Origin of the sequence: Streptomyces sp. NPDC101234 (genome assembly GCF_044767525.1) — a bacterium.
Classification (GTDB): domain Bacteria; phylum Actinomycetota; class Actinomycetes; order Streptomycetales; family Streptomycetaceae; genus Streptomyces; species Streptomyces sasae.
The window spans coordinates 12,322-35,847 of the sequence record NZ_JBIWOA010000014.1; the positions used below are offsets into that span (position 1 = coordinate 12,322).

A 23,526-nucleotide genomic window follows, 5' to 3' on the forward strand; every position below is an offset into this window, starting at 1 on the left:
GGGCGGGATTTGTAAGGAGTGTGTACGGTTTTGCCCCCATCCGAGGTGGAGCGTGAGCGTGTATGCGCCGGTTCCCTGCGACTGCGCCGAGGGTGCGTGACCCCGGTCACGTTGGCCGGGCAAAACGGACACCATCTTTGTGCACGCGTTCACAAAGACATAGCCTGCTGTCGACGGGGCGGTCTGGGTACGTGTGACCGTCCGCAGCCCCGCTCAACACGTTGGAGCACCGTGGCAACTGGCCGAACTCACCGACCGGCGACCCGCAGCCGAGGTATCCCCGAGGCCACTGTCGCCAGGCTTCCGCTGTACCTCCGTGCTCTGACCGCACTGTCGGAGCGCTCGGTACCCACGGTCTCCTCCGAAGAGCTGGCCGCGGCCGCGGGGGTCAACTCCGCCAAGCTGCGCAAGGACTTCTCTTACCTGGGTTCTTACGGAACGCGCGGTGTCGGCTACGACGTCGAGTATCTCGTCTACCAGATCTCCCGTGAGCTGGGCCTCACGCAGGACTGGCCGGTTGTGATCGTCGGTATCGGTAACCTCGGCGCCGCCCTGGCCAACTACGGCGGGTTCGCCTCGCGTGGTTTCCGGGTCGCCGCGCTGATCGACGCCGATCCCGCGATGGCCGGAAAGCCCGTGGCGGGCATTCCCGTGCAGCACACCGACGACCTGGAGAAGATCATCCAGGACAACGGGGTCAGCATCGGCGTCATCGCCACCCCCGCCGGTGCCGCCCAGCCCGTCTGCGACCGGCTGGTGGCCGCCGGGGTGACCTCCATCCTGAACTTCGCGCCGACCGTGCTGACCGTCCCGGACGGCGTCGACGTGCGCAAGGTCGACCTCTCCATCGAGCTGCAGATCCTCGCCTTCCACGAGCAGCGCAAGGCCGGCGAGGAGCACGAGGGCACGGCCGCGCCCGCCGCCCCGCACCGCGACTCCGACGAGCAGGGACCCGACGGGGACGTACCCGCCGTGATGCCGGCATGAGTCTCCTCGTCGTCGGGCTGAGCCACCGCAGCGCCCCGGTCAGCGTTCTGGAACGGGCCGCGCTCGGCGCGGACGCCCAGATCAAGCTGGTCCAGGACACGGTCGCCGCCGAACCGGCCACCGAGGCCGCGGTGCTCGCCACCTGCAACCGCATCGAGCTCTACGCCGACGTCGACAAGTTCCACGCCGGGGTCGCCGAGCTGTCCACGCTGCTCGCCCAGCACAGCGGAGTAGGGCTCGACGAGCTCACCCCGTATCTCTACGTGCACTACGAGGACCGGGCCGTCCACCATCTGTTCTCGGTGGCCTGCGGGCTGGACTCGATGGTCGTCGGCGAGGGGCAGATCCTCGGCCAGATAAAGGACTCGCTCGCCAAGGCGCAGGAGCTGCACAGCGCCGGGCGGCTGATGAACGACCTGTTCCAGCAGGGGCTGCGGGTCGGCAAGCGCGCCCACTCCGAGACCGGGATCGACCGGGCCGGACAGTCCCTGGTCACCTTCGGCCTTGAGCAGCTCGCCGCCGGCGGCGATGTGCAGAGCTGGGCCAAGGGCAAGAAGGCGCTGGTCATCGGCGCCGGTTCGATGTCCTCGCTGGCCGCCGCGACGCTCGCCCGGGCGGGGGTCACGGAGATCGTCGTGGCCAACCGGACGCCGGACCGCGCGGAGCGGCTCGTACAGATCCTGAACGAGGGCGACGACACGCACGTGACGGCCCGCGCGGTACCGATGGACTCGGTGCCGGGCGAGCTGACACGTGCCGACATCGCCGTCTCCTGTACCGGGGCGACGGGGCTGGTCCTCACCGCCGAGGTGATCGCGGCGGCGATCGGGGGACGGACCGGTGCGCCCGTCGCCGAGATCGACGCGGACCTGCCGGCGACCCCGAGGCCGCTGCCCGCCACCAGCCTCGGCACCGACGAGAACTGCCCGCTCGACCTCACCGCCGCACAGAGCGGTTTCTCCGTGATGGGCGAGGCCGCGGTCGCCGGGATGGCCGCCGCCGAGCTGGAACAGCACGCGGCCTGGGTGGACAACGGGACCGTGGACATCCGGGAGACCGGCCGTCGTACGGCCGAGACCCTCGAAGCCGCAGTCGAGGCCGAGGCCGAGCTGATCGGGGCGCTCGCCAGGGCCGCCGCCCGTGTCGGCCGGATCCCCGAGCGGCGCAGGCCGGAGCCGGTCGCCGGGTTCGTACGTCCCGCCCCCGCGCTCTTCCTCCTCGACCTCGCCATGCCCCGCGACATCGACGCGGCCGTGCACCGGCTGGCCGGTGTGCGCCTGGTCGACATCGAGTCGCTGGCGGAGGCGTCGGCCGACGCCCCGATGGCCGCCGACGTGGACCAGGTCCGCCGTATCGTTTCGGACGAGGTGGCCGCGTTCGGGGCGGCGCAGCGGGCCGCGCACATCACGCCGACCGTGGTCGCCCTGCGCACCATGGCCGCCGATGTGGTGGCCGGTGAGATCGCTCGGCTCGACGGACGCCTTCCCGACCTGGACGAACGCCAGCGCGGGGAGATCCGGCAGGCCGTGCACCGGGTCGTCGACAAGCTGCTGCACGCGCCGACCGTACGGGTCAAGCAGCTCGCGGCCGAGCCCGGCGGCGCCGGGTACGCGGACGCGCTGCGCACCCTGTTCGACCTCGACCCCGAGACGGTCGCCGCCGTCTCCCGGGCCGTGGACAGCACAGACAAGAAGGACCGACCGGCATGAGTGACAATCCACTGCGACTGGGGACCAGGCGATCCAGACTCGCCATGGCCCAGTCCGGGCAAGTGGCCGAGGCCGTGAGCCAGGTGACCGGACGGCCTGTCGAGCTCGTCGAGATCACCACCTACGGCGACACCTCCCGCGAGCACCTCGCGCAGATCGGCGGCACGGGGGTCTTCGTGACCACCCTGCGGGACGCGCTGCTGCGCGGCGAGGTCGACTTCGCGGTTCACTCGCTCAAGGACCTCCCGACCACCCAGCCCGAAGAGCTGGCGCTGGCCGCCGTACCGCTGCGCGAGGACCCGAGGGACGTGATCGTCGCCCGGGACGCGCTGAAGTTCACCGACCTGCCGCGCGGGGCGCGCATCGGCACCGGTTCACCGCGCCGGACGGCGCAGCTGAACGCGTACGCCCGCAGCCACGGGCTCGACATCGAGACCGTCCCGATCCGGGGGAACGTCGACACCCGGATCGGATATGTGCGCGACGGCGAGCTCGACGCGGTGGTGCTGGCCGCGGCCGGCCTCAGCCGCATCGGCCGCATCGACGAGGTGACCGACTTCCTGTCGGTCGACACGGTTCTGCCCGCCCCCGGCCAGGGGGCACTGGCGATCGAGTGCGTCGCGGACAACGCGTCGCTGGTTGCCGCGCTCGGGGAACTCGACGACCCGTTCACACGGATCGCCGTGACCGCCGAGCGATCACTGCTCGCCGCCCTGGAGGCCGGCTGCTCCGCCCCTGTGGGCGCGCTGGCCGACCTTCTGGCCGACGGGCAGATTGTCAAGGAAATGCGCCTGCGTGGAGTCGTCGGCACGACCGACGGCACACGGATGGTGCAGTTGTCCACCACCGGTCCCGTGCCCGAGACATACGACCAGGCGACGGCGCTCGGTCGCGAACTCGCCGCCGAGATGCTTGCCCAGGGCGCGGCCGGTCTGATGGGGGAGCGAGCACAGTGAGCCCCACCAACCTTCCCGCCGGCCTCGATCACGGGCACGTCACCTTCCTGGGTGCCGGACCCGGGGATCCGGGACTGCTGACCTTGCGTGCCGTGGAGGCACTGTCCAGCGCGGACGTCCTGGTCGCCGAGCACGACGTGCTCGACGTGATCAGGGCCCACGCCAGGCAGGGCGTCTCCGTCGTACCCACGAGTCCGGATTCCGCGTCGGACCCGTACAAGGGCACAGGCACGCCTCAACTCACGGTTGTTGACGGCGCGTCAACGACCGCTTCCCTCCCGCCCGCGCGGGATGCGGCTCATCTTGTCATGGAGGCCGCGCGGGGTGGCAGGCGGGTCGTCCGTGCGGTGTCCGGGGACCCGGGACTAGATACGTACGCGACCGAGGAAATGCTCGCCTGCGCAGCCGCCGGTGTGCCCTTCGAGGTCGTGCCGGGTGTCGCGGCGGCCGTGGGCGTGCCCGCGTACGCCGGTGTGCCGCTGCGCGACGCGCAGGGCGCCGACGTCCGCTTCGTGGACGCCCGGACGGCCTCCGACCGGTGCTGGACCGAGGTCGGAGCCTCGGACGGCACGGTCGTCGTGTCGACCTCGCTCGACTCGGTGGCCGCGGCCGCCGGTGAGCTGGTCGCCGCGGGCCGCAAGCCGGACACCCCGCTGACGGTCACCGTCGCCGGTACGACGACCCGCCAGCGGACCTGGACCGCCACCCTCGGCACCATCGCGCAGACGCTGAAGCAGGCGAAGGTGCTGCCCTCGCCGGACGGCGGCAGGCCGGTGATAGCCGTGGTCGGCGAGCGGTCCTCCGTCGCGCAGCGCGACCAGCTGTCGTGGTTCGAGTCCAAGCCGCTGTTCGGCTGGAAGGTGCTCGTGCCGCGCACCAAGGAGCAGGCGGTGTCCCTCTCCGACCAGCTGCGGTCGTACGGCGCCGTGCCCCACGAGGTCCCGACGATCGCCGTCGAGCCGCCCCGCACGCCCCAGCAGATGGAGCGCGCGGTCAAGGGGCTCGTCACCGGACGGTACGAGTGGATCGCCTTCACCTCGGTCAACGCCGTCAAGGCGGTCCGGGAGAAGTTCGAGGAGTACGGCCTGGACGCGCGCGCCTTCGCGGGCATCAAGGTCGCGGCGGTCGGCGAGCAGACCGCCAAGGCGCTGGTCGCCTTCGGCGTGAAGCCGGACCTGATGCCGAGCGGCGAGCAGTCGGCCGCGGGTCTGCTGGAGGACTGGCCGCCCTACGACCCGGTCTTCGACCCGATCGACCGCGTCTTCCTGCCGCGTGCCGACATCGCCACGGAGACGCTGGTCGCCGGGCTGATCGAGCTGGGCTGGGAGGTCGACGACGTCACGGCGTACCGCACCGTGCGGGCGTCGCCGCCGCCGGCGGAGACCCGCGAGGCGATCAAGGGCGGCGGCTTCGACGCGGTCCTCTTCACGTCGTCCTCGACCGTGCGGAACCTGGTGGGCATCGCCGGGAAGCCGCACAACGTGACGGTCATCGCGTGCATCGGTCCGGCCACGGCCAAGACGGCCGAGGAGCACGGGCTGCGGGTGGACGTGATGGCTCCGGAGCCGTCCGTGGGCAAGCTCGCGGAGGCCCTGGCCGAGTTCGGCCTGCGGCGCCGCGCGAGCGCGCTGGAGGCCGGGGACCCGGTGACACGGCCGAGCGAACGGCGGCCGGGGGCCCGGCGGCGGCGTACCACCTGAGTGAGCTGAGAGCGCGTGGCCCGTTCCCCTGACGTGGGGTGCGGGCCACGCGCATGAGTGAGCCTCAGGGGACCGTCGCGCGGTATGGGACGATCGCGGGGTGATCGATGTGAGGCGGCCGGCTGCGGAGGCTGTTGAGTCACATGTCCGGGCGTTCTTCGCGGGGCACTTTGTGGAGGCCGTCGACCACGACCTCGGGCCGGGCCGGCGAGAGGTGGTGCCCGCCCTGCGCGTTCTCGTTGTGGGGCCCGGCCCCCGCAGCGACAGCTGGGCCTATGTGACCGCCGGGTGCTGGGCCGCGCTGGGGAAGGACGGTCACGGTCTTGAATTCGTCATGACCGCCCACGTCCGCGACCGGCGGTTCATCGAGCTGATGGCGATGATCGCCTACTACCACTGCGGAGGGCATCGGCTCGATCTGGAGCACAGCATGCCGATCGGTGAACCGTGGGTGCCGGGTTCGACCTGTGACCACCTGCTGATCAGTCTGCCCTACCTCCACGGACCCGACCTCGAACACTGTCCGGTTCCAGGGGGCCATGCCCGCATCCTGTGGACCCTGCCTGTGACGGCCGCCGAGATCGAGTTCCGCAGGCATCACGGACACGAGGCGCTGGAGCAGCTCTTCGACCAGGCGGAGATCATCCCCACTGATCCCTTCAGGGCATCGGTCGCCTGACCTTCCGGGAGCCGGCCCGCTACCTTCCTCGCATGGAACGGGCCACCATCCTGAGCGGCCTCGCCGCGAGCGGAACCGACACCGCCCCGCAGCGACTCACCGAACTCGCCGCCGAACTCGACATACCGGTCGCCGACCTTCTCGTGGTCGCGGGCCGGCCGGTGCCGGCGGAACTCCTTCCCCCGGAGCGTGACGCCAGGGTCATGAGGCAGTTCGCCTACCGCGTCAGTTACTGCGACCACTCGCAGCTCGCCTCGCTGGAGGCATTCGTCCGCTCACTGCCCCGCGTCGCCGCACCGGAACCCTTCGTCCGGCCGGCGTGGCCGAGTCCGCGTCCCGCCGGGACCAGGTTCGCCGCCGTGCTCGGCGCACTGATCCAAAACCGCGGCTTCGGCATCCGCGAACTGCCGTTCATGGGGCTGTCCCTCAGCACGCTGTACGGGATGGTGTGGCGCTGGGACCCGAGTCCGCACCGCCGGCAGCAGCTGTCCGCCGTAGCGGGTCCGCTGGGCTGGACCCTGACCGATCTCTTCGCGGTCGCCGATGAACCGTACTCGGAGGAACTCCGCCCGGTGCTGCACTGCCACCACGTCGGGCGGGTCTTCGCGGCGGCCGTCCCCCTGACCACCGCTCAGCTGATCGAGACCGCGCAGGAAGCGGATCGACTGAGCGCGCGCGAGGAACACGGCATATGGCGGCCCGTCTCGCAGGGCTTCGCCGAGGAGTGCCCGGACTTCCCCTGACGACAAGGGCTGTGCTGGTGCGTTCCGGCAGGGGCGGGTGCCCTGTCCTCGGGCGGTGCCTCGACGTCGACTGCGTGGGGACACCGCCGCCCACATCCCTGTGCGCACGGCTGACCCCTGGCTACGCCGTGTCGTTGTCCAGGATCTTGTTCAGGTCTGCGACCACTGTCGGGATCTCGCGGTCGAAGGCCAGGCCGTCGATGCCCTCGTCCGTGACCACTGCCAGGAGGGCCCGGGTGCCCACCGCTGTGACGATGACGTGGCCCGCGCTGCACTGGGCCGTCATCTGGCGGAGGGTTCCCGTGGCGCCCTGGTCGGCGAGGCGGTTGCCCAGGGAGAGGGCGGCCGCGGCCACCGCGGCCATGGACTCGGGGTGGGTCTTGTCGGCGTCGGCGGCCACCACCAGGCCGTCGACGGTGGCCAGTACGGTCTCGGAGACGCCCATCACCCGGTCGCGCAACGAGGCGAGGATGTCCTGCACGGGGTCGCTCATGGTGGCTTCTTCCTGTCGTGCTCGTGGTGCGGAGGCGGCCGGCCTCTCCCGGACTAGCGCTTGCGGCGGGGGAGTGGGGTCGTCGGGGGGTGCGGTGTTGCCGTGTCGGGGTGGGGGTGGGGTGGGGTGCGGAGAGCCGTGCTGGGGCGGCCTGCCGTGGTGGCGGACGGGGGCTGGAGGAGGCCCAGGGCCAGCAGGTCGCGGAGGTCCAGCATCACGGCGAACAGGCCGCGGCCCAGGGTGAAGGCGATGTCCCGGGGGGTTCTGCGGCCGTCGGCGGCGGTCAGGACGGTGCGGTGGCGGGGCGAGAGCCGGGCGACGCGTTGCGGGTCGCGGGCCTCCGGTGCCGGTTCCAGGCGGTCGCGGGCGAAGCGGGCCGTGGCGCCCCGTTCGTTCGCCAGCAGGCGGATACGGCGGGTGTTCTCGGTGACCAGGCGGGCGGGCGGCACCGCGGCCTCCGTTTCGAGCAGGGGGCGGGGAGCGGTCACCTCCCAGCCGTCCGGGCTGGTCAGGGCCAGGGCGAAGGCCGCGTCGAACAGGGCCGCCTGGCCGGTGATCTCCAGCTCCGTGGCGCCCAGCAGGCCTTGGGCGACCAGCTCCCGGGCCAGCCGCGCGGGGTCGGTGCCGGTGGCGCGTACGGCCGCCCAGTCCTCCTCGGCGACCCGGCGCGACTTGAGCAGGAGCACCTCTACGCCGGGGGCGCCGGGCGTCTCCATGCCCACGACCAGGCCGTCCCGGACGTGGATGACACCGCCCGGGGTGCCCGAGACCAGCACGGTGCAGGACCGTTTCTCTGTGTGCAGGGCGGACAGCAGGGCGGGGATGTTGCGGGGGGCCGGGGTCTCCTCGGTCATGCGAGCAGTCGGTTCGTGCGCTCGGCCAGGTCGCGCAGCGCCCAGGTGATGTTCGTACGGTGCCGGTCCACCAGGGCGAAGAGGAGGAGCGGATCGCCCTCGCGGTCGACCCGGGTCGTCACATGGTGGTGGGTGGTCGTCGTGATGACGATGGTCTCCAACTCCCCCTCGAAACCGGCTTGGTTGAGGCGGGTGGTCACCAAGTGGGCGGTCTCCTGGGCATCCTGGGCGGCGCTCGTGTCGCCGTACTCGGCGTAGGACAGGCCGGTCACGCCGTCCAGGAGGGCCAGGGCGCTGACGCCGGGTGTGCTCCCGGCATCGCTCAGGACGGTGTCGAGCAAAGCCATGAGTTCCCCCTCCGGACGCTCGGTCGCAGAGTTACTTTATTGCCAACTGCAGCAACACTGGCCAAAGATGACACTTATTCGGACTCCAAAAGCTCGGGAGTGAACCCGTACCGCTCTGTTGGCGTCCGAGTTGACCCACGTAAGGAAATCGAGGGCACCAGCGTGAACATCGAGACAGCGCTCAAGGAAGCCATGAGCATCGACGGGGCCCTCGGAGTCGCCCTCGTCGACTACGAAAGCGGCATGTCCCTCGGCGTGCTGGGCGGCGGACCGCACCTGGACCTGGAGCTGGCCGCGGCCGGGAACACCGAGGTCGTACGGGCCAAGCAGCGCACCCTGAAGTCCATCGGCCTCGACGACGAGATCGAGGACATCCTCATCACGCTCGGCGGCCAGTACCACCTGATCCGCCCCCTGACCGCCGTCGGCGGCTCGCTCTTCCTCTACCTCGCGCTGGACCGGTCCCGCAGCAACCTGGCCCTGGCCCGCCACAGCCTGAAGAAGCTGGAGAGCCAGCTGGAGGTGTGACCCCGGCCGGCGCCTCCGCAGGGGCGGGGGCGCCGACGCCGCGTCGGCAAGCGCGCCCATGTGACGGGCGTAGCGTAGGGAGCATGACGAAGTACGGATCCTTCCCCGGCACGCGGCCGCGTCGGCTGCGGACCTCCCCCGTCATGCGGCGCATGGTCGCCGAGACCCGCCTGCACCCCGCGGACTTCATCCTCCCGGCGTTCGTCCGCGAGGGCATCGCCGAGCCCGTGCCGATCGCCGCCATGCCCGGCGTCGTTCAGCACACCCGGGACAGTCTGAAGAAGGCCGCCGCGGAGGCCGTCGAGGCCGGGATCTCCGGGATCATGCTGTTCGGCGTGCCGGAAGAGAGCAAGAAGGACGCCCTCGGCACCCCCGGCACCGACCCGGACGGGATCCTCCAGGTCGCGCTGCGGGACGTGCGCGCCGAGGTCGGCGACGACCTGCTCGTGATGTCCGACGTCTGCCTCGACGAGACCATCGACCACGGACACTGCGGGGTGCTGGACTCGGAAGGGCGCGTCGACAACGACGCCACCCTGGAGCGGTACGCCGAGATGGCCCAGGTCCAGGCCGACGCCGGAGCCCATGTCGTGGGCCCCAGCGGGATGATGGACGGGCAGATCGGCGTCATCCGTGACGCCCTCGACCAGATCGGGCGGGAGGACGTCGCGATCCTCGCCTACACCGCCAAGTACGCCTCCGCCTTCTACGGCCCCTTCCGGGAGGCCGTCGGCTCGTCCCTCAAGGGGGACCGCAAGACCTACCAGCAGGACCCCGCCAACGCACGCGAGTCGATGCGCGAGCTGGCCCTGGACCTGGAGGAGGGCGCCGACATGGTGATGGTCAAGCCGGCCGGACCCTACCTCGACATCCTCGCGCGGGTCGCCGACTCCGTGGACGTACCGGTCGCCGCCTACCAGATCTCCGGTGAGTACTCGATGGTCGAGGCCGCCGCCGAGAAGGGCTGGATCGACCGCGACCGGGCCATCCTGGAGACGCTGACCGGCATCAAGCGGGCCGGCGCGCAGAACATCCTCACCTACTGGGCCGTCGAGGCCGCCCGGATGCTCGGCCGATAACGGACGTACGGTGCCCCCGGCCGGTGGGATCCGGTCGGGGGCACTTTCAAGTCGCCGATGGCGTTAGGTTGTTGACCGACTTCGCCCTTCGCCGACCGTCCGGGAGACGCCCATGTCCGGTGACGCCCTCAGCCAGGATCCCGCCGAGCTGAGAAAGAGGTTCGACAACACCAGGCCGCACCCGGCCCGGATCTACGACGTCTTCCTCGGCGGCAAGGACAACTACCCCGCCGACCGCGCCGCCGCTGCCGCCGCCCTCGCCACCAACCCGCGTGGCTACCTCGACGTCCGGCACAACCGCGACTTCCTGCGCCGTGCCGTGACCCGGCTGGCCGAGGTGGACGGCATCCACCAGTTCCTCGACATCGGCACCGGGCTGCCCACCGCGGAGAACGTCCACCAGATCGCCCAGCGCATCCTCCCCGACTCCCGGGTCGTCTACGTGGACAACGACCCGATCGTCCTCGCCCACGCCCGCGCTCTGCTCACCAGCGGGCCCGACGGCCGTACCGACTACATCGACGCCGACTTCGAGAACCCGGCGGAGATACTCGAACAGGCCGCCAAGACACTGGACTTCGGCCAGCCGATGGCCCTGTTCCTGGTGGCGATCCTGCACTTCATCGAGGACGAGGTGGCGTACCCGATCGTCAGCGAGCTCGTCGAGGCGCTGCCCTCCGGCAGCCGACTGGTCATCAGCCACCTCACCGAGGACCTCAACCCCGAGAAGATCGGCGGGGTCCAGCGGTCGTACACCGAGCGGGGGCTGACCTTCGTGCTGCGGTCCAGGGCCGACGTGGAGCGCTTCTTCGCGGAGAACTCCCTCGGCCTCGCCGACCCGGGCGTGGTCCCCGTCCACCACTGGCACCCCGACCACGCGGCCCCCGTCCCCGAGCAGCCCGACCCCGCCCTGCTGGCCGAACTCGACGACATCGACCGGTCCCGGTACGCCGACATCAACGACGTCACCGACGCCGACATCAACGTCTACGCGGGTGTCGCCGCCAAGGCCTGAGCCCCGCTCACCAGCCGTTGATGTCGTCCCGGCTCTGCTGCCAGTACGTCACCCGCAGCGAGCTGTCGTAGTACACGCCCTTCGCCGGCAGCGACGGGGTCGCCGAGGCCCCGCCGCTGCTGTTCGGCGTCCTGCCCTGGAAGGCGATCGTCAGCTTGTGGCCGGTGGTGCCGCCGTCGCCGCTGCCGTCGGCCGCGGACAGCAGCACACTCGCGTACCCGGACTCGCCCGGCGCGAGGGAGACGACCGCCTGCGGGTGGGTGTCCTCGTCGGGCTGCGGCACCCACTGCATCTCGTCGAAGCGGACGACGGGGTAGTAGGTCAGGTCGCAGAGCTTGCTGCCGGTGTTGGTGACCGTGAGCAGCATGTGGTTCAGCGGGCGGGAGGCCGGCTGGGCGGTGACCTTGGTGTTGGAGCCGTCGCAGAGGACCCGGGCCGTGGTGCCGCTCCCGCCGCCGCTGCCCGGCTTCTTCGCGGCCGAGTTGCCGGCGGGCGCGGGCGTCGACCCGCCGGTGCCCGACCCCGTCGAGCCGGTCCCGGACGCGTTCGAGCCGGAGGAGCCGGAGGAGCCCGAGGAGCCGGAGGAAGCGGCGCCGGTGGAGTCCCCCGACGTCTTCGGGGTCGACGAGGCCGACGTGCTGTTCGCCGACCCGGACGTGCCCTCGTCCTTGGTGCCCGTGCCGTTCTGACAGGCCGAGAGGGCGAGGGCGGCGACGGCGGCACCGGTGGCGGCGAGCAGACGGACACGGCGGGCGGTACGCATGGGCGAATCCTCTTTCGAGTGGTGGCGTGCTTGGATGGCCACAGCCTGTGGGCCGCTCCGTCCCGTCCGCCACAGCCGCCGGACGATCAGGGACACTGGAACGGTCGCACCGGCTCTGACCTGGTAGAACAGCCCTTCCCTGGAACGGGTGAATGGGATGCGGGGGGACGGAGGAACGGTGTCGGACGGCACGGCGGGGAGCGGTTTCGCGGAGCTGCTGCGGGAGCTGAAGGACCGCTCGGGGCTGAGCTACGGCACGCTCGCCAAACGGCTGCACATGAGTACGTCGACCCTGCACCGCTACTGCAACGGGGACGCCGTACCGGCGGACTACGCCCCGGTGGAACGCCTCGCCCGGCTCTGCAAGGCCCGCCCCGAGGAACTCGTCGAGCTGCACCGGCGGTGGGTACTGGCGGACGCGGGGCGGCGACGGAAGACGGACGCGTCGGAGAAGGCGGCGAAGCCGGCCGGAGCGGCGAAGCCGGCCGAGGTGACCGAGGCGGCCGGCGTCGCCGGGGCGGTCGCGGCAGAACTGCCGGAGCCGCCGGAGCCGTTGGGCCCGTCGGAGCGGGCGGCCGGGGCGGTGCTGGGGGAGTCGGACGGCGAGCCCGTCGCGGAGCCGCGTCGTCGCCGTGTCCCGCGGCGCGCTCTCCTCGCCGGGATCGCGGTCGTCGTACTGCTCGGCGCCACCGCGCTCGCCGTACGGCTGTCCTCCGGCGGGACCGACGACAAGAACGCGGGCGCCGCCACCCAGGCGACCGGCGCACCGCACACCTCCGCGGTGCCGCCACCGGGCACCTCGTCGTCGTCCTCGCGGTCCTCCTCGGCCACCGACACCGCGCCGCCCCCGTTCACCGTCACCACCCAGCCCTACACCTGGGAGAGCCCCTGCTCCCAGCGCTATCTGATCGACCGGGCCCCGGCCGCGGTGGCGCCGCCGCCCGTGGAGTCGGACGCGACCGCGTGGGTGTCCGCGCACCAGGCGGTCTCCGCGGGCGAGCAGTACGTCACGCTGACCCTGAAGGGCACCGGCTCGGAGCCGGTGGTGCTGGAGAGCCTCGCGGTGCGCACGGTGGAACGGGGTTCACCGCTCGCCTGGAACGACTACGCGATGGGAACCCCGGGCGTCGGCTGCGGCGAGAACACACCCGCCCGTTTCTTCACCGTCGCCCTGGACGGGGTGCGGCCGACGCTCGTGCCGGCGGCGGGGCACCGGGACTTCCCGTTCAAGGTGAGCGATTCGGACCCCGAGGTCATCCATGTCAGAGCCGACGCCTCGGCGTACTCCGTGGGCTGGTACCTGGAGCTGTCCTGGTCCAGCGGGGCGCGGTCCGGGACGCTGCGGATCGACGACAAGGGGCGGCCGTTCCGCACGAGCGGCGACAACGGGCGGCCCGTCTACGAGTTCCCGCTGGGCGGCGAGGCCTGGCGGACCGCGTCGTCGGCGGGCTGAGACATGGAGGCGGCGGACGGGCCCTCGTCACGTACGCCCTGACCGTCCCGGCATCCGCTGAGCGCCGTCACGGCGACCAGCGTCAGGGCGGCCGCCGCCAGGAAACGGCGACGGCCGGGGGACGGGGCGGGGTGCGTGGCGGACATACGAGGGCTCCCTTGACGGTCTCGGCGTGGTCGGCGCCGTCGGTGCTGTCGGCGATCTCGATGTGCCCTCAGCCTGTGGGCCGACCCGTCCCGGCCGCCAGAGCGCACGGCGGATTCGGGACGCGTGAACCCGACCCACCCACCTGACCTGCACGGACACCAGCCCGTGGGACGGCGGGACGGGACGTTCGAGCACCTGGGCAGGGGTTCTTGAGCCGCCCCTGCCCGCACTTTGTCCGCATCGCGAAATGACAGGTGTAGGCGGCATGTACCTCTCTAGGCTCCCGCCAAGACGAGGATCAGCCCCAGGAGCCGTCCATGACCGTCACCAGTTCCCCCGCCGCCCTGCCGCCGCTCGCGGCCCGTGCCCGAACCGTCGGCGGTTCGCCCGTCCGGGAGATCCTCGCGGTGACCGCACGCCCCGAGATGATCAACTTCGCGGGCGGGCTGCCGGCCCCCGAACTCTTCGACCGGGAGGGCATCGCGGCCGCCTTCCGGACGGTCCTGGAGGAGATACCGGAACGGGCGCTGCAGTACTCCACGACGGAGGGCGAGCCGGCGCTCCGGCAGGGACTCGCGGCACGCATCCATGCCCAGGGCCTGCCCACCGAGGCCGACGACCTCCTGATCACCACCGGCTCCCAGCAGGCCCTCTCCCTCATTGCGAGCGCGCTCATCGACCCCGGGGACACGGTCCTCGTCGAAAGCCCCTGCTATCTCGCGGCACTTCAGGTGTTCGGGCTCGCCGGGGCGCGGGTGCTGCCCGTCCCCTGCGACGCGGACGGCGTCGACCCGGCCGCCCTCCAGGAGCTGATCCGCGCCGAACGGCCCAAACTCCTCTACCTCGTCCCGACCTTCCAGAACCCCACCGGCCGCACCATGCCCGCCGCCCGCCGCGCCGCCGTCGCCACGGCCGCCGCCCGGCACGGCCTGTGGATCGTCGAGGACGACCCCTACGGCGAACTCCGCTACGACGGCGAGCGCGTCCCCTGGATCGCGTCCTTCCCCGGCGCCGAGGACCGCACGGTCCTGCTCGGCTCCTTCTCCAAGGTGATGGCCCCCGGCCTGCGCCTCGGCTGGCTCCGCGCCCCGGCCGCACTGCGCCGCGCCTGCGCGGTCGCCAAACAGGCGGCCGACCTGCACACCCCCACCGTCAACCAGCTCGCCGCGGCCCGCTACCTGGACGTCCTGGACGGCCATGTCGCCAAGGTCCGCACGGTGTACGGCGAACGCCGCGACGCCATGCTCGCCGGCCTGCCCGACGCCCTCCCGGCCGGCTCCGCCTGGGACCGGCCCGAGGGCGGCATGTTCCTCTGGGCCCGGCTCCCGGAGTCGTACGACACCACCGCCCTGCTCCGCCGGGCGGTGGACCACGATGTCGCCTACGTCCCCGGCGAACCCTTCTACGCCGCCGACCCCGACCGCTCGACCCTGCGCCTGTGCTTCGTGACCCAGACCCCGCAGGAGATCGCCGAGGGCCTGCGCCGGCTCGCCAAGAGCCTCAACGGCTGAGGGAGTTCAGTCCCACCAGAAGTGCCACAGCCGCTCGCCGACCAACTGCTCGGCGTACGACGAGAGGGTGTCGTCGGCGCCGGGCAGCACCGCGTACGGGCAGAACGCGAAGTGCTCGGCGGCGACCCCCTCCGCCGCGTCGAGGTCGGTGGGCGGGGCGGCCACGGAGACGGCGAGGTGGTCGAGGCCGAGCGCCACCACACGTATGCCGAACCGGTCCTCCCAGGAACGCAGCACCGCGCACAGCCGGGCCACGTCCTCCTCGTGGTTCACCGGCCCGCTCCAGCCGATCGCCGCCGGTATGTCCGCGCTGCGCCGGGCCGACACCAGCGCCAGATGCGGCTCCTTCAGCCAGGGCCGACCCTGGCTCAGCGCGTCGGCGACATCGGCGGCCCGCGCGTCCGGGTCGGCGACCAGCACCGGCGCGGGGGCCAGCCCCGGCCACTCCTCGCCCTCCGGCGGGTCCTCCTCCCAGGCGTCCTCCAGCACCTCGTCGGCGTCGTGGTCCCCGGGGTACGAGGTCTCCCCGGGCGCGAAGTCCCAGTCGTCGACGTCCGCCACGTCGATCAGCACCGGCAGCAGCCCCGCACGGGCGGCCGGCGCGCCCAGCGCGGCCCAGGTCCCGGGCCCGGCGGGCTGCCCGGCGTACCACAGCAACGGCTCGTGCCACGGCCCGTCGAGCGTGTCGTCCAGCAGTCTCCCGGGCGGGAGTTGGAGCCCCAGGGAACGACCGCTCGGATCGGTCGCCAGCTTGGGCAGCGGGTTGGGAAGTGTCGCCATGGCGATGACTGTAGAGGCAGCCTCTGACAACCCGGCGACGGCGATGTCCTACGCGCCCCCCGCCGTCACCGCGTCACCGAGGTGAAGCACTCCTGCCCGCCGGCCCCCGCAGGGCGGAAGCAGATCCGGATCGCGGTTCCGGGGGCGGTCACCGTCATCGGGGTGTACACGAACGCGTCCGCGTCGGCGGCCGTCCTGATCTCGGCGCCGTGCGCCCGGCCGGCCGCCGTCACCTCCAGCCGGTCACCGACCCGCGTTCCCCACATCCGCGCCCAACTCGCCCCGCACTCCTTGCTGTAGCGCACCTCCAGCCAGGCGTCGCCGGCCGTGTGACGGGTGGCCAGCGTGACGGGGGAGGCGGCGCACCGCATGCCCATCGGGTCCCGGCCCTCGCAGGCCGCGCCCCGGCAGCGCGGGTCGGACGGGGAAGAGCCCTGGTACCGGGGCGCCTGTTCGGACGCTCGCGAAGCGCCCTCGGCGTACGGCCGCAGCAGCGCGACCGCCACCGCCAACACGCCCACAGCCATGGCACACACCGACGCCAGCACCGCCACGGCGACGACACTCCGGTGCCCGGCGAGGCGGGAGGCGGGCGCAGGCGCTGCGGCAGCCGATGCCCCCGTAGTCGTGCCTGTATCCGTAGGCGTACCCGTGGCCGGGCCCGTACCCGTAGTCGTAGTAGCCGTAGGGGATGGCGTCGCCGAAGGTGGAGCCGCCGCCGGCTCCTTCCCCCGGCCGCTCCACTCCGACTCCGCGATCTCCCAAAGCGCCAGGCAGCGCCCGTCCGGCTCGCCGGCCAGCCGGCACAGTTCCTGGACCGCCTGGCGCGGGGGCAGGGACTTGCCGTTGAGATAGCGCTCCCAGGACGACTTGCTGAACGCCGTCTTCGTCGCGAGGGCCGCCAGGCTCAGGCCGGTGCGGGCTCTCAACTCCCTCAGCGAGGCGGCCAGCCGGGTCCGCTCAGGGGTCATCCCCGCAGCGCCTTCCAGGTGCGCGGGCCCACGATGCCGTCCCCGATCAGCCCCGCCCGCTTCTGGAACCGCACCACCGCGCCCCGCGTCAGCGGGCCGAACATGCCGTCGATACCGCCCGGCGAAACGCCCGCCCGGCGCAGCAGGCACTGCACCTCCGCGACGTCCGGCCCCGCCTGGCCGTACCCCACGGTGGCGTCCCGGGTCCGGCTGTTGCCCGCGTACCAGACGCCGTCGACCCGCTGCAGACGGCAGCTGTACGAGGGTGTCGTGACCGGTGTCGACGCGGCGAGCGGAGCCGTCCGCGGCGTCCGGCCGTCGTCGGCGCCGGAGTGCCCGGTGAGCCGCAAGGTCATCAGCACGGCCGACGACACCGCCAGCACCAGGACCACCGCCCCGGCCATGAGCACGATCCGCAACGACCGCACGGAGAGCCGTATCTCAGCGGCGGGATCGGCCGACGGCGACGGCGACGGCGACACCGGCTCGGGCTCAGGCCCGGGCTCGGGCCCGGGCGCCGGTGTGTCGGCCGGCGCGGCGGTGCTCCCGCGGTCCTTGCCGTTCTCCCAGGCCTCCGCCGCCACCTCGCGCAGTGTCAGCAGGCGGGTCGGATCGTCTCCGCCGATCCGGGCCAGTGCCTCCACGGCCTCCCCGGGCGGCAGCGACCGGCCGCCCAGATACCGTTCCCACGACTTGGGGCTGTACCCCGTCCGCGCGGCGAGCTGCCGCATGCTCAGCCCGCTGTGGTCCTTCAGCCGGCGTAAGCGCACCACCAACTGCCGTACGCGCGGATCCAGTTCAGCTGGCAGTGCTTTCCAGCGCGACATGTTCCCCCCGATGCGGTCATGAACCGTGGTCAGCGGCCCCCCGCTCCGACGCATTCTGCATGAGCATGGCCACCCCTGTACGGCCGTCCCGCCACTCCGTCCCGCGGGAGGGTGTCGGTGCAGGTCAGAGGGGGTGACGTCCCAGGAGGCCGCCACTTCGGCGACAACCGTGGCGGAGCCGTCCGGGCGGGCCGCACCGTGGTTGCGGCACCGGCTCGCCGAACGGACCGGACGCCCACCCACGACCTGAAAGAGGAACGCATGCGACCGAACGTTGTTGTCCGGACCCTCGTCGGAATCACCGCCGTCGCCGGCCTCGCCGCCGGATCCCTGGCGACCGCGGGCACCAGCTTCGCCGCGCCGGTCTCGCAGCCGGCGGTGAGCGTGCAGGCCGCCACCCTGGCCTCCTACGAGAACTTCGGCCTGACCACCGCCGAGGCCAAGAACGTGCAGAACTTCCTGGCGGAGTACTGGGGCTACACCGACGGCATCGACGGCCAGCTCGGCCCCAACAGCTGGAAGGCGTTCCAGCGCTGCCTCAAGACCTACTGGGGCTACACCGGTGACATCGACGGCGACCCCGGCACCAACACGATCAAGGCGCTCCAGCGCCTGCTGAAGGCCGACTACGGCTACACCGGTGACATCGACGGCATCGCCGGCTCGGGCACCCGCGCCGCCTTCAAGCGCTTCGCCGCCTGACAGCCGTCATACCCGCACCATCCGTACAACGGCCTGTGTCCGGTCCTCGGGGGAGGACCGGACACAGGCCGTTGTCACGGTGAGGACGCTGCTCAGAGCTTCTCGGGCGTCCTGATGCCCAGCAGGGACATGCCCTGGTGGAGGGTGCGGGCCGTCATGTCGCACAGGAACAGGCGGTTCTCCACCTGGGCCGGGGTGTCGGCCTTGAGGACCGGGCACTTGTCGTAGAACGACGTGTACAGCGACGCCAGCTGGTACAGGTACGCGGCCAGCTTGTGCGGGGCGTACTCCGCCGCCGCCTCGAAGACCGTGTCGCCGAACGCGTCCAGGTGCAGGCCCAGCGCCCGCTCCGCCACGTGCAGTTCCAGCGCCGGGTGGGCGGCGGGCCGTACCTCTCCCGCCTTGCGGAGGATCGACTGGATACGGGCGTACGCGTACTGGAGGTACACGGACGTGTCGCCGTTCAGCGAGACCATCTGGTCCAGGTCGAACTTGTAGTCCCGGCTGGGCGACGTCGACAGGTCCGCGTACTTCACGGCACCGATGCCGACCTGCTGGGCCCGCTCCCGGATCTCCTCCTCCGTGAGGTCCTGCGCCTTCTCCCGGACGACCTCGGCGGCCCGCTGCACCGCCTCGTCCAGCAGGTCCTCCAGCCGTACCGTCTCGCCCTCACGCGTCTTGAACGGCTTGCCGTCCGCGCCCAGCACCGTGCCGTAGCCCATGTTGTGCGCGGTGACGTCGTCGGTGAGCCAGCCCGCCCGCCGCGCCGTCTCGAAGACCATCTTGAAGTGCAGCGACTGGCGGACGTCCACGACGTAGATCAGGGACGTGGCGTGCAGGTCCTGGACCCGGTTGCGGATCGCCGTCAGGTCGGAGGCCGCGTAGCCGAAGCCGCCGTCCGCCTTCTGCACGATCAGCGGCACCGGCTGGTCGTCCTTGCCCCGGATCTCGTCGAAGAACACGACGAGCGCACCCTCCGAGCGGACCGCTACGCCCATCTCCTCCAGGAGCCGGGCGGTCTCGGGCATGCCGTCGTTGTACGCCGACTCGCCCACGATCTCGTCGTCGCGGATCTCCATGTCCAGCTTCTCGAAGACCGAGTAGAAGTAGACCTTCGACTCGTCCACGAACCGCTGCCACAGGTCCAGGGTCTCCTTGTCGCCGGACTGGAGGGCGACCACCCGCTTCCGGGCCCGCTCCTTGAAGTCCTCGTCCGCGTCGAAGACCGCCCGGGACGCCTTGTAGACCCGGTTCAGGTTCGACATGGCCTGCTCGCCGTCCGTGTCGGTCTCCGCGGACAGCTCGTCCGGGTTCTCGATCAGGTACTGGATGAGCATGCCGAACTGGGTGCCCCAGTCACCGATGTGGTGCCGGCCGATCGTCTTCTCGCCGGTGAAGTCGAGCATGCCGCGCAGGGCGTCGCCGATCACCGCGGACCGCAGGTGGCCGACGTGCATCTCCTTGGCCACGTTCGGCTGGGCGTAGTCGACGACCGAGATGCCCGGGTGCTCCTTGGGCGCCACACCGAGACGGTCGCCGTCCGCGTACCGCGCGGCCAGGTTCTCGGTGATCGCCTTGTCGGCGAGGGTGATGTTGAGGAAGCCGGGGCCGGAGACCTCGACGTCCTGGATCAGGTCCGCACCCGTGGTGATGTGCGAGACGACCTGCGTCGCCAGCTCTCTGGGGTTGGCCTTGGCCTTCTTGGCGAGCGCCAGGATCCCGTTCGCCTGGTAGTCCGCCCGGTCGCTGCGTCGCAGCAGGGGGTCGACTCCGTCGGCTGCCGGCAGGGCGGCGGCGAGGGCGTCGGTGAGCTGCTGGTTGACGGAGTCGCTGAGGGACGTGACCGAGGCCATGGGGTGGGAGCCGTTCTCCTCGTGGGTTCAGGTAGACGCGTCCAGTATTTCACGGGGGGTAAAGGGGTTTTTGCGGCCGCAGGGGGAACCGCGTGCCGATACGGCCCCTCATCTCTTACAGCTCATCTCTTACGGCGCTCTCGTAAAGCCGTTTTCGTTGAGGCGGCGGCGCCTGGGACAATGGAGCGGTCAGCCGTGCGACCGTACCGGCTGCCCCATGTCAGAAAGAAGGACGTGCCGATCGTGGGTCAGAGCACCGAGACCACCGACTGGGTCTCCCGTTTCGCGGATGAGGTCATCGAGGAATCGGAGCGTCAGGCCCCGGGCAAACCGGTCGTCGTCGCGTCCGGGCTCTCGCCGTCGGGACCGATCCACCTCGGCAACCTGCGCGAGGTCATGACCCCGCACCTGGTCGCCGACGAGGTCCGGCGGCGCGGCCACCAGGTCCGGCACCTGATCTCCTGGGACGACTACGACCGGTACCGCAAGGTGCCCGCCGGTATCGCCGGCATCGACGGGACCTGGGCCGAGCACATCGGCAAGCCCCTCACCTCCGTGCCCGCCCCGGCGGGCTCCGCGTACCCGAACTGGGCCGAGCACTTCAAGGCCGCGATGACCGAGTCGCTCGCCGAGCTCGGCGTGGAGTTCGACGGGATCAGCCAGACCGCCCAGTACACCTCCGGTGTCTACCGCGAGCAGATCCTGCACGCCATGAAGCACCGCGGTGACATCGACGCGATCCTCGCCCAGTACCGGACCAAGCCGAAGGCCGGCAAGAAGCCCCAGCAGAAGGCCGTCGACGAGGCCGAGCTGGAGGCCGAGGAGGGCTCGGGCGCGGCCGCCGAGGACGACGGCTCCTCCGGCTCCGCCGGGTACTTCCCGTACAAGCCGTACTGCGGCGGCTGCGGCAAGGACCTGACCACCGTCACGGCGTACGACGACGACACCACCGAGCTCACCTACACCTGCAACGAGTGCGGCTTCTCCGAGACCGTCCGGCTGACCGAGTTCAACCGCGGCAAGCTGGTCTGGAAGGTCGACTGGCCGATGCGGTGGGCCTACGAGGGCGTCATCTTCGAGCCGAGCGGTGTCGACCACTCCTCGCCGGGCTCCTCGTTCCAGGTCGGCGGGCAGATCGTCGGGATCTTCGGCGGCAAGCAGCCCATCGGGCCCATGTACGCCTTCGTCGGCATCAGCGGCATGGCCAAGATGTCCTCGTCGCGGGGCGGGGTACCCACCCCGGCCGACGCGCTGAAGATCATGGAACCGCAGATCCTGCGCTGGCTGTACGCCCGCCGCCGCCCCAACCAGTCCTTCAAGATCGCCTTCGACCAGGAGATCCAGCGGCTCTACGACGAGTGGGACAAGCTCGACGCCAAGGTCGCCGACGGCTCCGCGCTCCCCGGTGACGTCGCCGCGCACTCCCGCGCGGTGCGCACGGCAGGCGGCGAGCTGCCGCACACGCCGCGACCGCTGCCGTACCGCACGCTCGCCTCCGTCGCCGACATCACCGCCGGACACGAGGACCAGGCGCTGCGCATCCTCAGCGAACTGGACCCCGCCAACCCGCTGGGCTCGGTGGACGAGGCCCGGCCGCGCTACGACAAGGCCGAGGCCTGGATCAACACCCAGGTGCCCGCCGACCAGCGCACCATCGTCCGCGAGGAGCCGGACGCCGAACTGCTGAAGTCCCTCGACGAGGCCTCCCAGCAATCCGTACGACTGCTCCTCGACGGCCTCGCCGAGCACTGGTCGCTCGACGGACTGACCCACCTCGTGTACGGCGTGCCCAAGGTGCAGGCCGGATTCTCCGCCGACGCGACCCCCAAGGAACTGCCGGCCGAGATCAAGACGGCCCAGCGCACGTTCTTCGCACTGCTGTACCACCTGCTCGTCGGCCGGGACACGGGGCCGCGACTGCCCACGCTGCTCCTCGCCGTGGGGCAGGAGCGGGTACGGCGCCTGCTCGGGGAGTAGCCCGACACGAAGCCGGCATGAAACCGGTATGAAGAAGGGGCCCTCCGCCTGGGAGGGCCCCTTTCACTGTGCCTGTCAGGCGATGTGGTCGTCCTGCAGCTCTGCCGTGTGGCGGTTGGTGAAGCGGTTGACCATGCGGTCGGCCTCGCGCTGCGGGAGCGTGGTGCCGAAGGTGGCCTCCACGTCGCCCCTGAACTGGCTGGAGCTGGGGTAACCGCCGTCTATCGACTTCTTGAAGACCAGGTAGAAGTCTTCTTCGTTCGGCTCCGGCGGGCCGCCGCCCTCACCCAGCTCGCGGGTCCGGCCCGGACCGGAGGGGATGGGGAAGCTGCCGGTCGTCTCCGACAGGGACTCCTCAGGGAGGGGCTGCTGGTCCTGCGGGAACTGGTCCTGCGGGAACTGGTCCTGGGGGAACTGGTCCTGAGGGAACTGCTGCTGGTACTGCTGTTGCTCCTGCTGGTACTGCTGCTGCTGTGCCAGCCAGGCGGCGTACCGAGGGTCGTACGTCGGGTCGTAACCGCCCTGGTACTCGATCTGCTGGGGGTCCCTGGCCTGCAGCCAGGGGTTCGTCTCCTCCTCGGACGCCTGCTGGGGCACGTCCGCGGGCTGCTCGGTGCGCGGGGCGGGGATCAGCTCGGCGCGCTGCGCGCCCTGCGGAGCCGCCACGGCGGCGGACACGGCGGCGGACACGGGAGCCGGCAGCAGCACCGGGACCTCTATCCCCGCCGCCGCCAGACCCTCCGGAGCCGTCTCCGCCAGCGGGACGCCGTAGCGAGCCAGCCGCAGCGGCATCAGGGACTCCACCGGAGCCTTCCTCCGCCACGCCCGGCCGAAGCGGGAACGCAGCCGAGCCTGATAGACGAGACGTTCCTGCTCCAGCTTGATCACCTGGTCGTAGGAGCGGAGCTCCCACAGCTTCATACGGCGCCAGAGAAGGAACGTCGGGACCGGTGAGAGCAGCCAGCGGGTGAGGCGGACCCCGTCCATGTGCTTGTCCGCCGTGATGTCGGCGATACGGCCGATCGCGTGCCGGGCCGCCTCGACGGCGACCACGAACAGGATCGGGATCACCGCGTGCATGCCCACGCCCAGCGGGTCCGGCCAGGCCGCCGCGCCGTTGAACGCGATCGTCGCGGCGGTCAGCAGCCAGGCCGTCTGCCGCAGCAGCGGGAAGGGGATGCGGATCCAGGTCAGCAACAGGTCCAGGGCGAGCAGGACGCAGATACCCGCGTCGATGCCGATCGGGAAGACATAGGAGAAGTTCCCGAAGCCCTTCTTGATGGCCAGCTCACGGACGGCCGCGTACGAACCGGTGAAGCCGATACCGGCGATGATCATCGCGCCGGACACGACCACGCCGATGAGAATGCGGTGCATCCGAGTCAGCTGCATTGGCGCGGCCACCCGTACTCCCCTCCCCTTGCGTGTTGTTGCGCGCAACAGGGTGGCACA

At 71.4% G+C, this 23,526-nt stretch carries 23 protein-coding genes; 13 read left to right on the forward strand and 10 right to left on the reverse strand.

Features of this window, described 5'->3' with window-relative positions:
- The first annotated feature begins 231 nt into the window (after positions 1 to 231).
- From ACIRR9_RS25155 to ACIRR9_RS25180, 6 genes are all read left to right on the forward strand, one after another.
- Positions 232 to 987, forward strand: coding sequence for a redox-sensing transcriptional repressor Rex (locus tag ACIRR9_RS25155; protein WP_403755787.1), 756 nt, complete (start codon positions 232 to 234; stop codon positions 985 to 987).
- Positions 984 to 2,696 (forward strand): glutamyl-tRNA reductase, encoded by a 1,713-nt coding sequence (locus tag ACIRR9_RS25160; RefSeq protein ID WP_403755790.1) that lies wholly within the window; start codon positions 984 to 986, stop codon positions 2,694 to 2,696. Before ACIRR9_RS25155 ends, ACIRR9_RS25160 begins: the two co-directional genes overlap by 4 nt.
- Complete coding sequence (hemC, locus tag ACIRR9_RS25165; RefSeq protein WP_403755793.1) at positions 2,693 to 3,652, forward strand: hydroxymethylbilane synthase; 960 nt, start codon at positions 2,693 to 2,695, stop codon at positions 3,650 to 3,652. The genes ACIRR9_RS25160 and hemC overlap by 4 nt, the downstream gene beginning before the upstream one ends.
- The gene (locus ACIRR9_RS25170) at positions 3,649 to 5,352 is read left to right on the forward strand and encodes a bifunctional uroporphyrinogen-III C-methyltransferase/uroporphyrinogen-III synthase (RefSeq protein WP_365335585.1); all 1,704 of its coding nucleotides are present in this window, start codon (positions 3,649 to 3,651) and stop codon (positions 5,350 to 5,352) included. The genes hemC and ACIRR9_RS25170 overlap by 4 nt, the downstream gene beginning before the upstream one ends.
- Before the next feature lie 100 nt (positions 5,353 to 5,452).
- Positions 5,453 to 6,031: a suppressor of fused domain protein gene (locus ACIRR9_RS25175; protein ID WP_403755797.1), complete on the forward strand. Its 579-nt coding sequence runs from the start codon at positions 5,453 to 5,455 to the stop codon at positions 6,029 to 6,031.
- A 32-nt stretch (positions 6,032 to 6,063) separates the two neighbouring features.
- On the forward strand, positions 6,064 to 6,774 hold the full coding sequence (locus tag ACIRR9_RS25180; protein WP_403755800.1) for a hypothetical protein: 711 nt from the start codon (positions 6,064 to 6,066) through the stop codon (positions 6,772 to 6,774).
- A 121-nt stretch (positions 6,775 to 6,895) separates the two neighbouring features.
- Here the strand turns inward: ACIRR9_RS25180 and ACIRR9_RS25185 are convergent, their stop codons facing one another.
- The 3 genes from ACIRR9_RS25185 to ACIRR9_RS25195 are packed head-to-tail and all read right to left on the reverse strand — an operon-like array spanning position 6,896 to position 8,468.
- On the reverse strand, positions 6,896 to 7,267 hold the full coding sequence (locus ACIRR9_RS25185; RefSeq protein WP_365335593.1) for a roadblock/LC7 domain-containing protein: 372 nt from the start codon (positions 7,265 to 7,267) through the stop codon (positions 6,896 to 6,898).
- Between the two features lie 53 nt (positions 7,268 to 7,320).
- Entirely contained in the window at positions 7,321 to 8,121 is an 801-nt protein-coding gene (locus ACIRR9_RS25190; protein WP_365335595.1) for a hypothetical protein, read from the reverse strand.
- On the reverse strand, positions 8,118 to 8,468 hold the full coding sequence (locus ACIRR9_RS25195; protein WP_403755804.1) for a hypothetical protein: 351 nt from the start codon (positions 8,466 to 8,468) through the stop codon (positions 8,118 to 8,120). The genes ACIRR9_RS25190 and ACIRR9_RS25195 overlap by 4 nt, the downstream gene beginning before the upstream one ends.
- Before the next feature lie 162 nt (positions 8,469 to 8,630).
- Between ACIRR9_RS25195 and ACIRR9_RS25200 the strand changes: the two genes are divergently transcribed.
- The 3 genes from ACIRR9_RS25200 (at position 8,631) to ACIRR9_RS25210 (ending at position 11,090) form a co-directional block, all read left to right on the forward strand.
- A complete protein-coding gene (locus ACIRR9_RS25200; RefSeq protein ID WP_365335599.1) occupies positions 8,631 to 8,996 on the forward strand; it encodes a hypothetical protein in 366 nt (121 codons plus the stop codon).
- An 83-nt stretch (positions 8,997 to 9,079) separates the two neighbouring features.
- Complete coding sequence (gene hemB, locus ACIRR9_RS25205) at positions 9,080 to 10,075, forward strand: porphobilinogen synthase (RefSeq protein ID WP_365335601.1); 996 nt, start codon at positions 9,080 to 9,082, stop codon at positions 10,073 to 10,075.
- A gap of 112 nt (positions 10,076 to 10,187) precedes the next feature.
- The gene (locus ACIRR9_RS25210; RefSeq protein ID WP_403755808.1) at positions 10,188 to 11,090 is read left to right on the forward strand and encodes an SAM-dependent methyltransferase; all 903 of its coding nucleotides are present in this window, start codon (positions 10,188 to 10,190) and stop codon (positions 11,088 to 11,090) included.
- A gap of 7 nt (positions 11,091 to 11,097) precedes the next feature.
- Here the strand turns inward: ACIRR9_RS25210 and ACIRR9_RS25215 are convergent, their stop codons facing one another.
- Positions 11,098 to 11,853: a DUF4232 domain-containing protein gene (locus ACIRR9_RS25215; protein WP_403755811.1), complete on the reverse strand. Its 756-nt coding sequence runs from the start codon at positions 11,851 to 11,853 to the stop codon at positions 11,098 to 11,100.
- A gap of 178 nt (positions 11,854 to 12,031) precedes the next feature.
- On the opposite strand from ACIRR9_RS25215, the gene ACIRR9_RS25220 reads away from it, so the two are divergent.
- Positions 12,032 to 13,306, forward strand: a complete 1,275-nt coding sequence (locus ACIRR9_RS25220; protein WP_403755814.1) for a helix-turn-helix domain-containing protein — start codon at positions 12,032 to 12,034, stop codon at positions 13,304 to 13,306.
- Here ACIRR9_RS25220 and ACIRR9_RS25225 read toward each other — a convergent pair.
- On the reverse strand, positions 13,252 to 13,452 hold the full coding sequence (locus tag ACIRR9_RS25225; RefSeq protein WP_403755817.1) for a hypothetical protein: 201 nt from the start codon (positions 13,450 to 13,452) through the stop codon (positions 13,252 to 13,254). The genes ACIRR9_RS25220 and ACIRR9_RS25225 overlap by 55 nt on opposite strands.
- 318 nt (positions 13,453 to 13,770) lie before the next feature.
- Here ACIRR9_RS25225 and ACIRR9_RS25230 point away from each other — a divergent pair, with 318 nt between their 5' ends.
- Entirely contained in the window at positions 13,771 to 14,964 is a 1,194-nt protein-coding gene (locus ACIRR9_RS25230; RefSeq protein ID WP_403755820.1) for a PLP-dependent aminotransferase family protein, read from the forward strand.
- 6 nt (positions 14,965 to 14,970) lie between these two features.
- Here the strand turns inward: ACIRR9_RS25230 and ACIRR9_RS25235 are convergent, their stop codons facing one another.
- The 3 genes from ACIRR9_RS25235 to ACIRR9_RS25245 all read right to left on the reverse strand — a co-directional run bounded on the left by ACIRR9_RS25235 (position 14,971) and on the right by ACIRR9_RS25245 (position 17,542).
- Positions 14,971 to 15,744, reverse strand: a complete 774-nt coding sequence (locus ACIRR9_RS25235) for a DUF4253 domain-containing protein (RefSeq protein WP_403755823.1) — start codon at positions 15,742 to 15,744, stop codon at positions 14,971 to 14,973.
- 65 nt (positions 15,745 to 15,809) lie between these two features.
- Complete coding sequence (locus ACIRR9_RS25240) at positions 15,810 to 16,715, reverse strand: DUF2690 domain-containing protein (RefSeq protein WP_403755826.1); 906 nt, start codon at positions 16,713 to 16,715, stop codon at positions 15,810 to 15,812.
- Entirely contained in the window at positions 16,712 to 17,542 is an 831-nt protein-coding gene (locus ACIRR9_RS25245) for a peptidoglycan-binding protein (protein WP_403755829.1), read from the reverse strand. The genes ACIRR9_RS25240 and ACIRR9_RS25245 overlap by 4 nt, the downstream gene beginning before the upstream one ends.
- A 261-nt stretch (positions 17,543 to 17,803) precedes the next feature.
- Here ACIRR9_RS25245 and ACIRR9_RS25250 point away from each other — a divergent pair, with 261 nt between their 5' ends.
- On the forward strand, positions 17,804 to 18,244 hold the full coding sequence (locus ACIRR9_RS25250; RefSeq protein ID WP_403755832.1) for a peptidoglycan-binding protein: 441 nt from the start codon (positions 17,804 to 17,806) through the stop codon (positions 18,242 to 18,244).
- A 92-nt stretch (positions 18,245 to 18,336) separates the two neighbouring features.
- Here the strand turns inward: ACIRR9_RS25250 and argS are convergent, their stop codons facing one another.
- A complete protein-coding gene (gene argS / locus ACIRR9_RS25255; protein ID WP_403755835.1) occupies positions 18,337 to 20,097 on the reverse strand; it encodes an arginine--tRNA ligase in 1,761 nt (586 codons plus the stop codon).
- A 234-nt stretch (positions 20,098 to 20,331) separates the two neighbouring features.
- On the opposite strand from argS, the gene lysS reads away from it, so the two are divergent.
- The gene (gene lysS, locus ACIRR9_RS25260) at positions 20,332 to 22,074 is read left to right on the forward strand and encodes a lysine--tRNA ligase (RefSeq protein WP_403756346.1); all 1,743 of its coding nucleotides are present in this window, start codon (positions 20,332 to 20,334) and stop codon (positions 22,072 to 22,074) included.
- Between the two features lie 75 nt (positions 22,075 to 22,149).
- Here the strand turns inward: lysS and ACIRR9_RS25265 are convergent, their stop codons facing one another.
- A complete protein-coding gene (locus ACIRR9_RS25265; protein ID WP_403755838.1) occupies positions 22,150 to 23,451 on the reverse strand; it encodes a DUF2637 domain-containing protein in 1,302 nt (433 codons plus the stop codon).
- Between the last annotated feature and the right edge of the window lie 75 nt (positions 23,452 to 23,526).

Bases quoted from the DNA above. Each gene is read 5' to 3' on its own strand.
- ACIRR9_RS25215 (WP_403755811.1), bottom strand. From the start codon at position 11,853: ATGCGTACCGCCCGCCGTGTCCGTCTGCTCGCCGCCACCGGTGCCGCC.
- argS (WP_403755835.1), bottom strand. From the start codon at position 20,097: ATGGCCTCGGTCACGTCCCTCAGCGACTCCGTCAACCAGCAGCTCACC.
- ACIRR9_RS25225 (WP_403755817.1), bottom strand. From the start codon at position 13,452: ATGTCCGCCACGCACCCCGCCCCGTCCCCCGGCCGTCGCCGTTTCCTG.
- hemB (WP_365335601.1), top strand. From the start codon at position 9,080: ATGACGAAGTACGGATCCTTCCCCGGCACGCGGCCGCGTCGGCTGCGG.
- ACIRR9_RS25160 (WP_403755790.1), top strand. From the start codon at position 984: ATGAGTCTCCTCGTCGTCGGGCTGAGCCACCGCAGCGCCCCGGTCAGC.
- ACIRR9_RS25195 (WP_403755804.1), bottom strand. From the start codon at position 8,468: ATGGCTTTGCTCGACACCGTCCTGAGCGATGCCGGGAGCACACCCGGC.
- ACIRR9_RS25190 (WP_365335595.1), bottom strand. From the start codon at position 8,121: ATGACCGAGGAGACCCCGGCCCCCCGCAACATCCCCGCCCTGCTGTCC.
- ACIRR9_RS25265 (WP_403755838.1), bottom strand. From the start codon at position 23,451: ATGCACCGCATTCTCATCGGCGTGGTCGTGTCCGGCGCGATGATCATC.
- ACIRR9_RS25250 (WP_403755832.1), top strand. From the start codon at position 17,804: ATGCGACCGAACGTTGTTGTCCGGACCCTCGTCGGAATCACCGCCGTC.
- ACIRR9_RS25230 (WP_403755820.1), top strand. From the start codon at position 13,771: ATGACCGTCACCAGTTCCCCCGCCGCCCTGCCGCCGCTCGCGGCCCGT.
- ACIRR9_RS25240 (WP_403755826.1), bottom strand. From the start codon at position 16,715: ATGACCCCTGAGCGGACCCGGCTGGCCGCCTCGCTGAGGGAGTTGAGA.
- ACIRR9_RS25185 (WP_365335593.1), bottom strand. From the start codon at position 7,267: ATGAGCGACCCCGTGCAGGACATCCTCGCCTCGTTGCGCGACCGGGTG.
- ACIRR9_RS25235 (WP_403755823.1), bottom strand. From the start codon at position 15,744: ATGGCGACACTTCCCAACCCGCTGCCCAAGCTGGCGACCGATCCGAGC.
- ACIRR9_RS25210 (WP_403755808.1), top strand. From the start codon at position 10,188: ATGTCCGGTGACGCCCTCAGCCAGGATCCCGCCGAGCTGAGAAAGAGG.
- hemC (WP_403755793.1), top strand. From the start codon at position 2,693: ATGAGTGACAATCCACTGCGACTGGGGACCAGGCGATCCAGACTCGCC.
- ACIRR9_RS25245 (WP_403755829.1), bottom strand. From the start codon at position 17,542: ATGTCGCGCTGGAAAGCACTGCCAGCTGAACTGGATCCGCGCGTACGG.
- ACIRR9_RS25180 (WP_403755800.1), top strand. From the start codon at position 6,064: ATGGAACGGGCCACCATCCTGAGCGGCCTCGCCGCGAGCGGAACCGAC.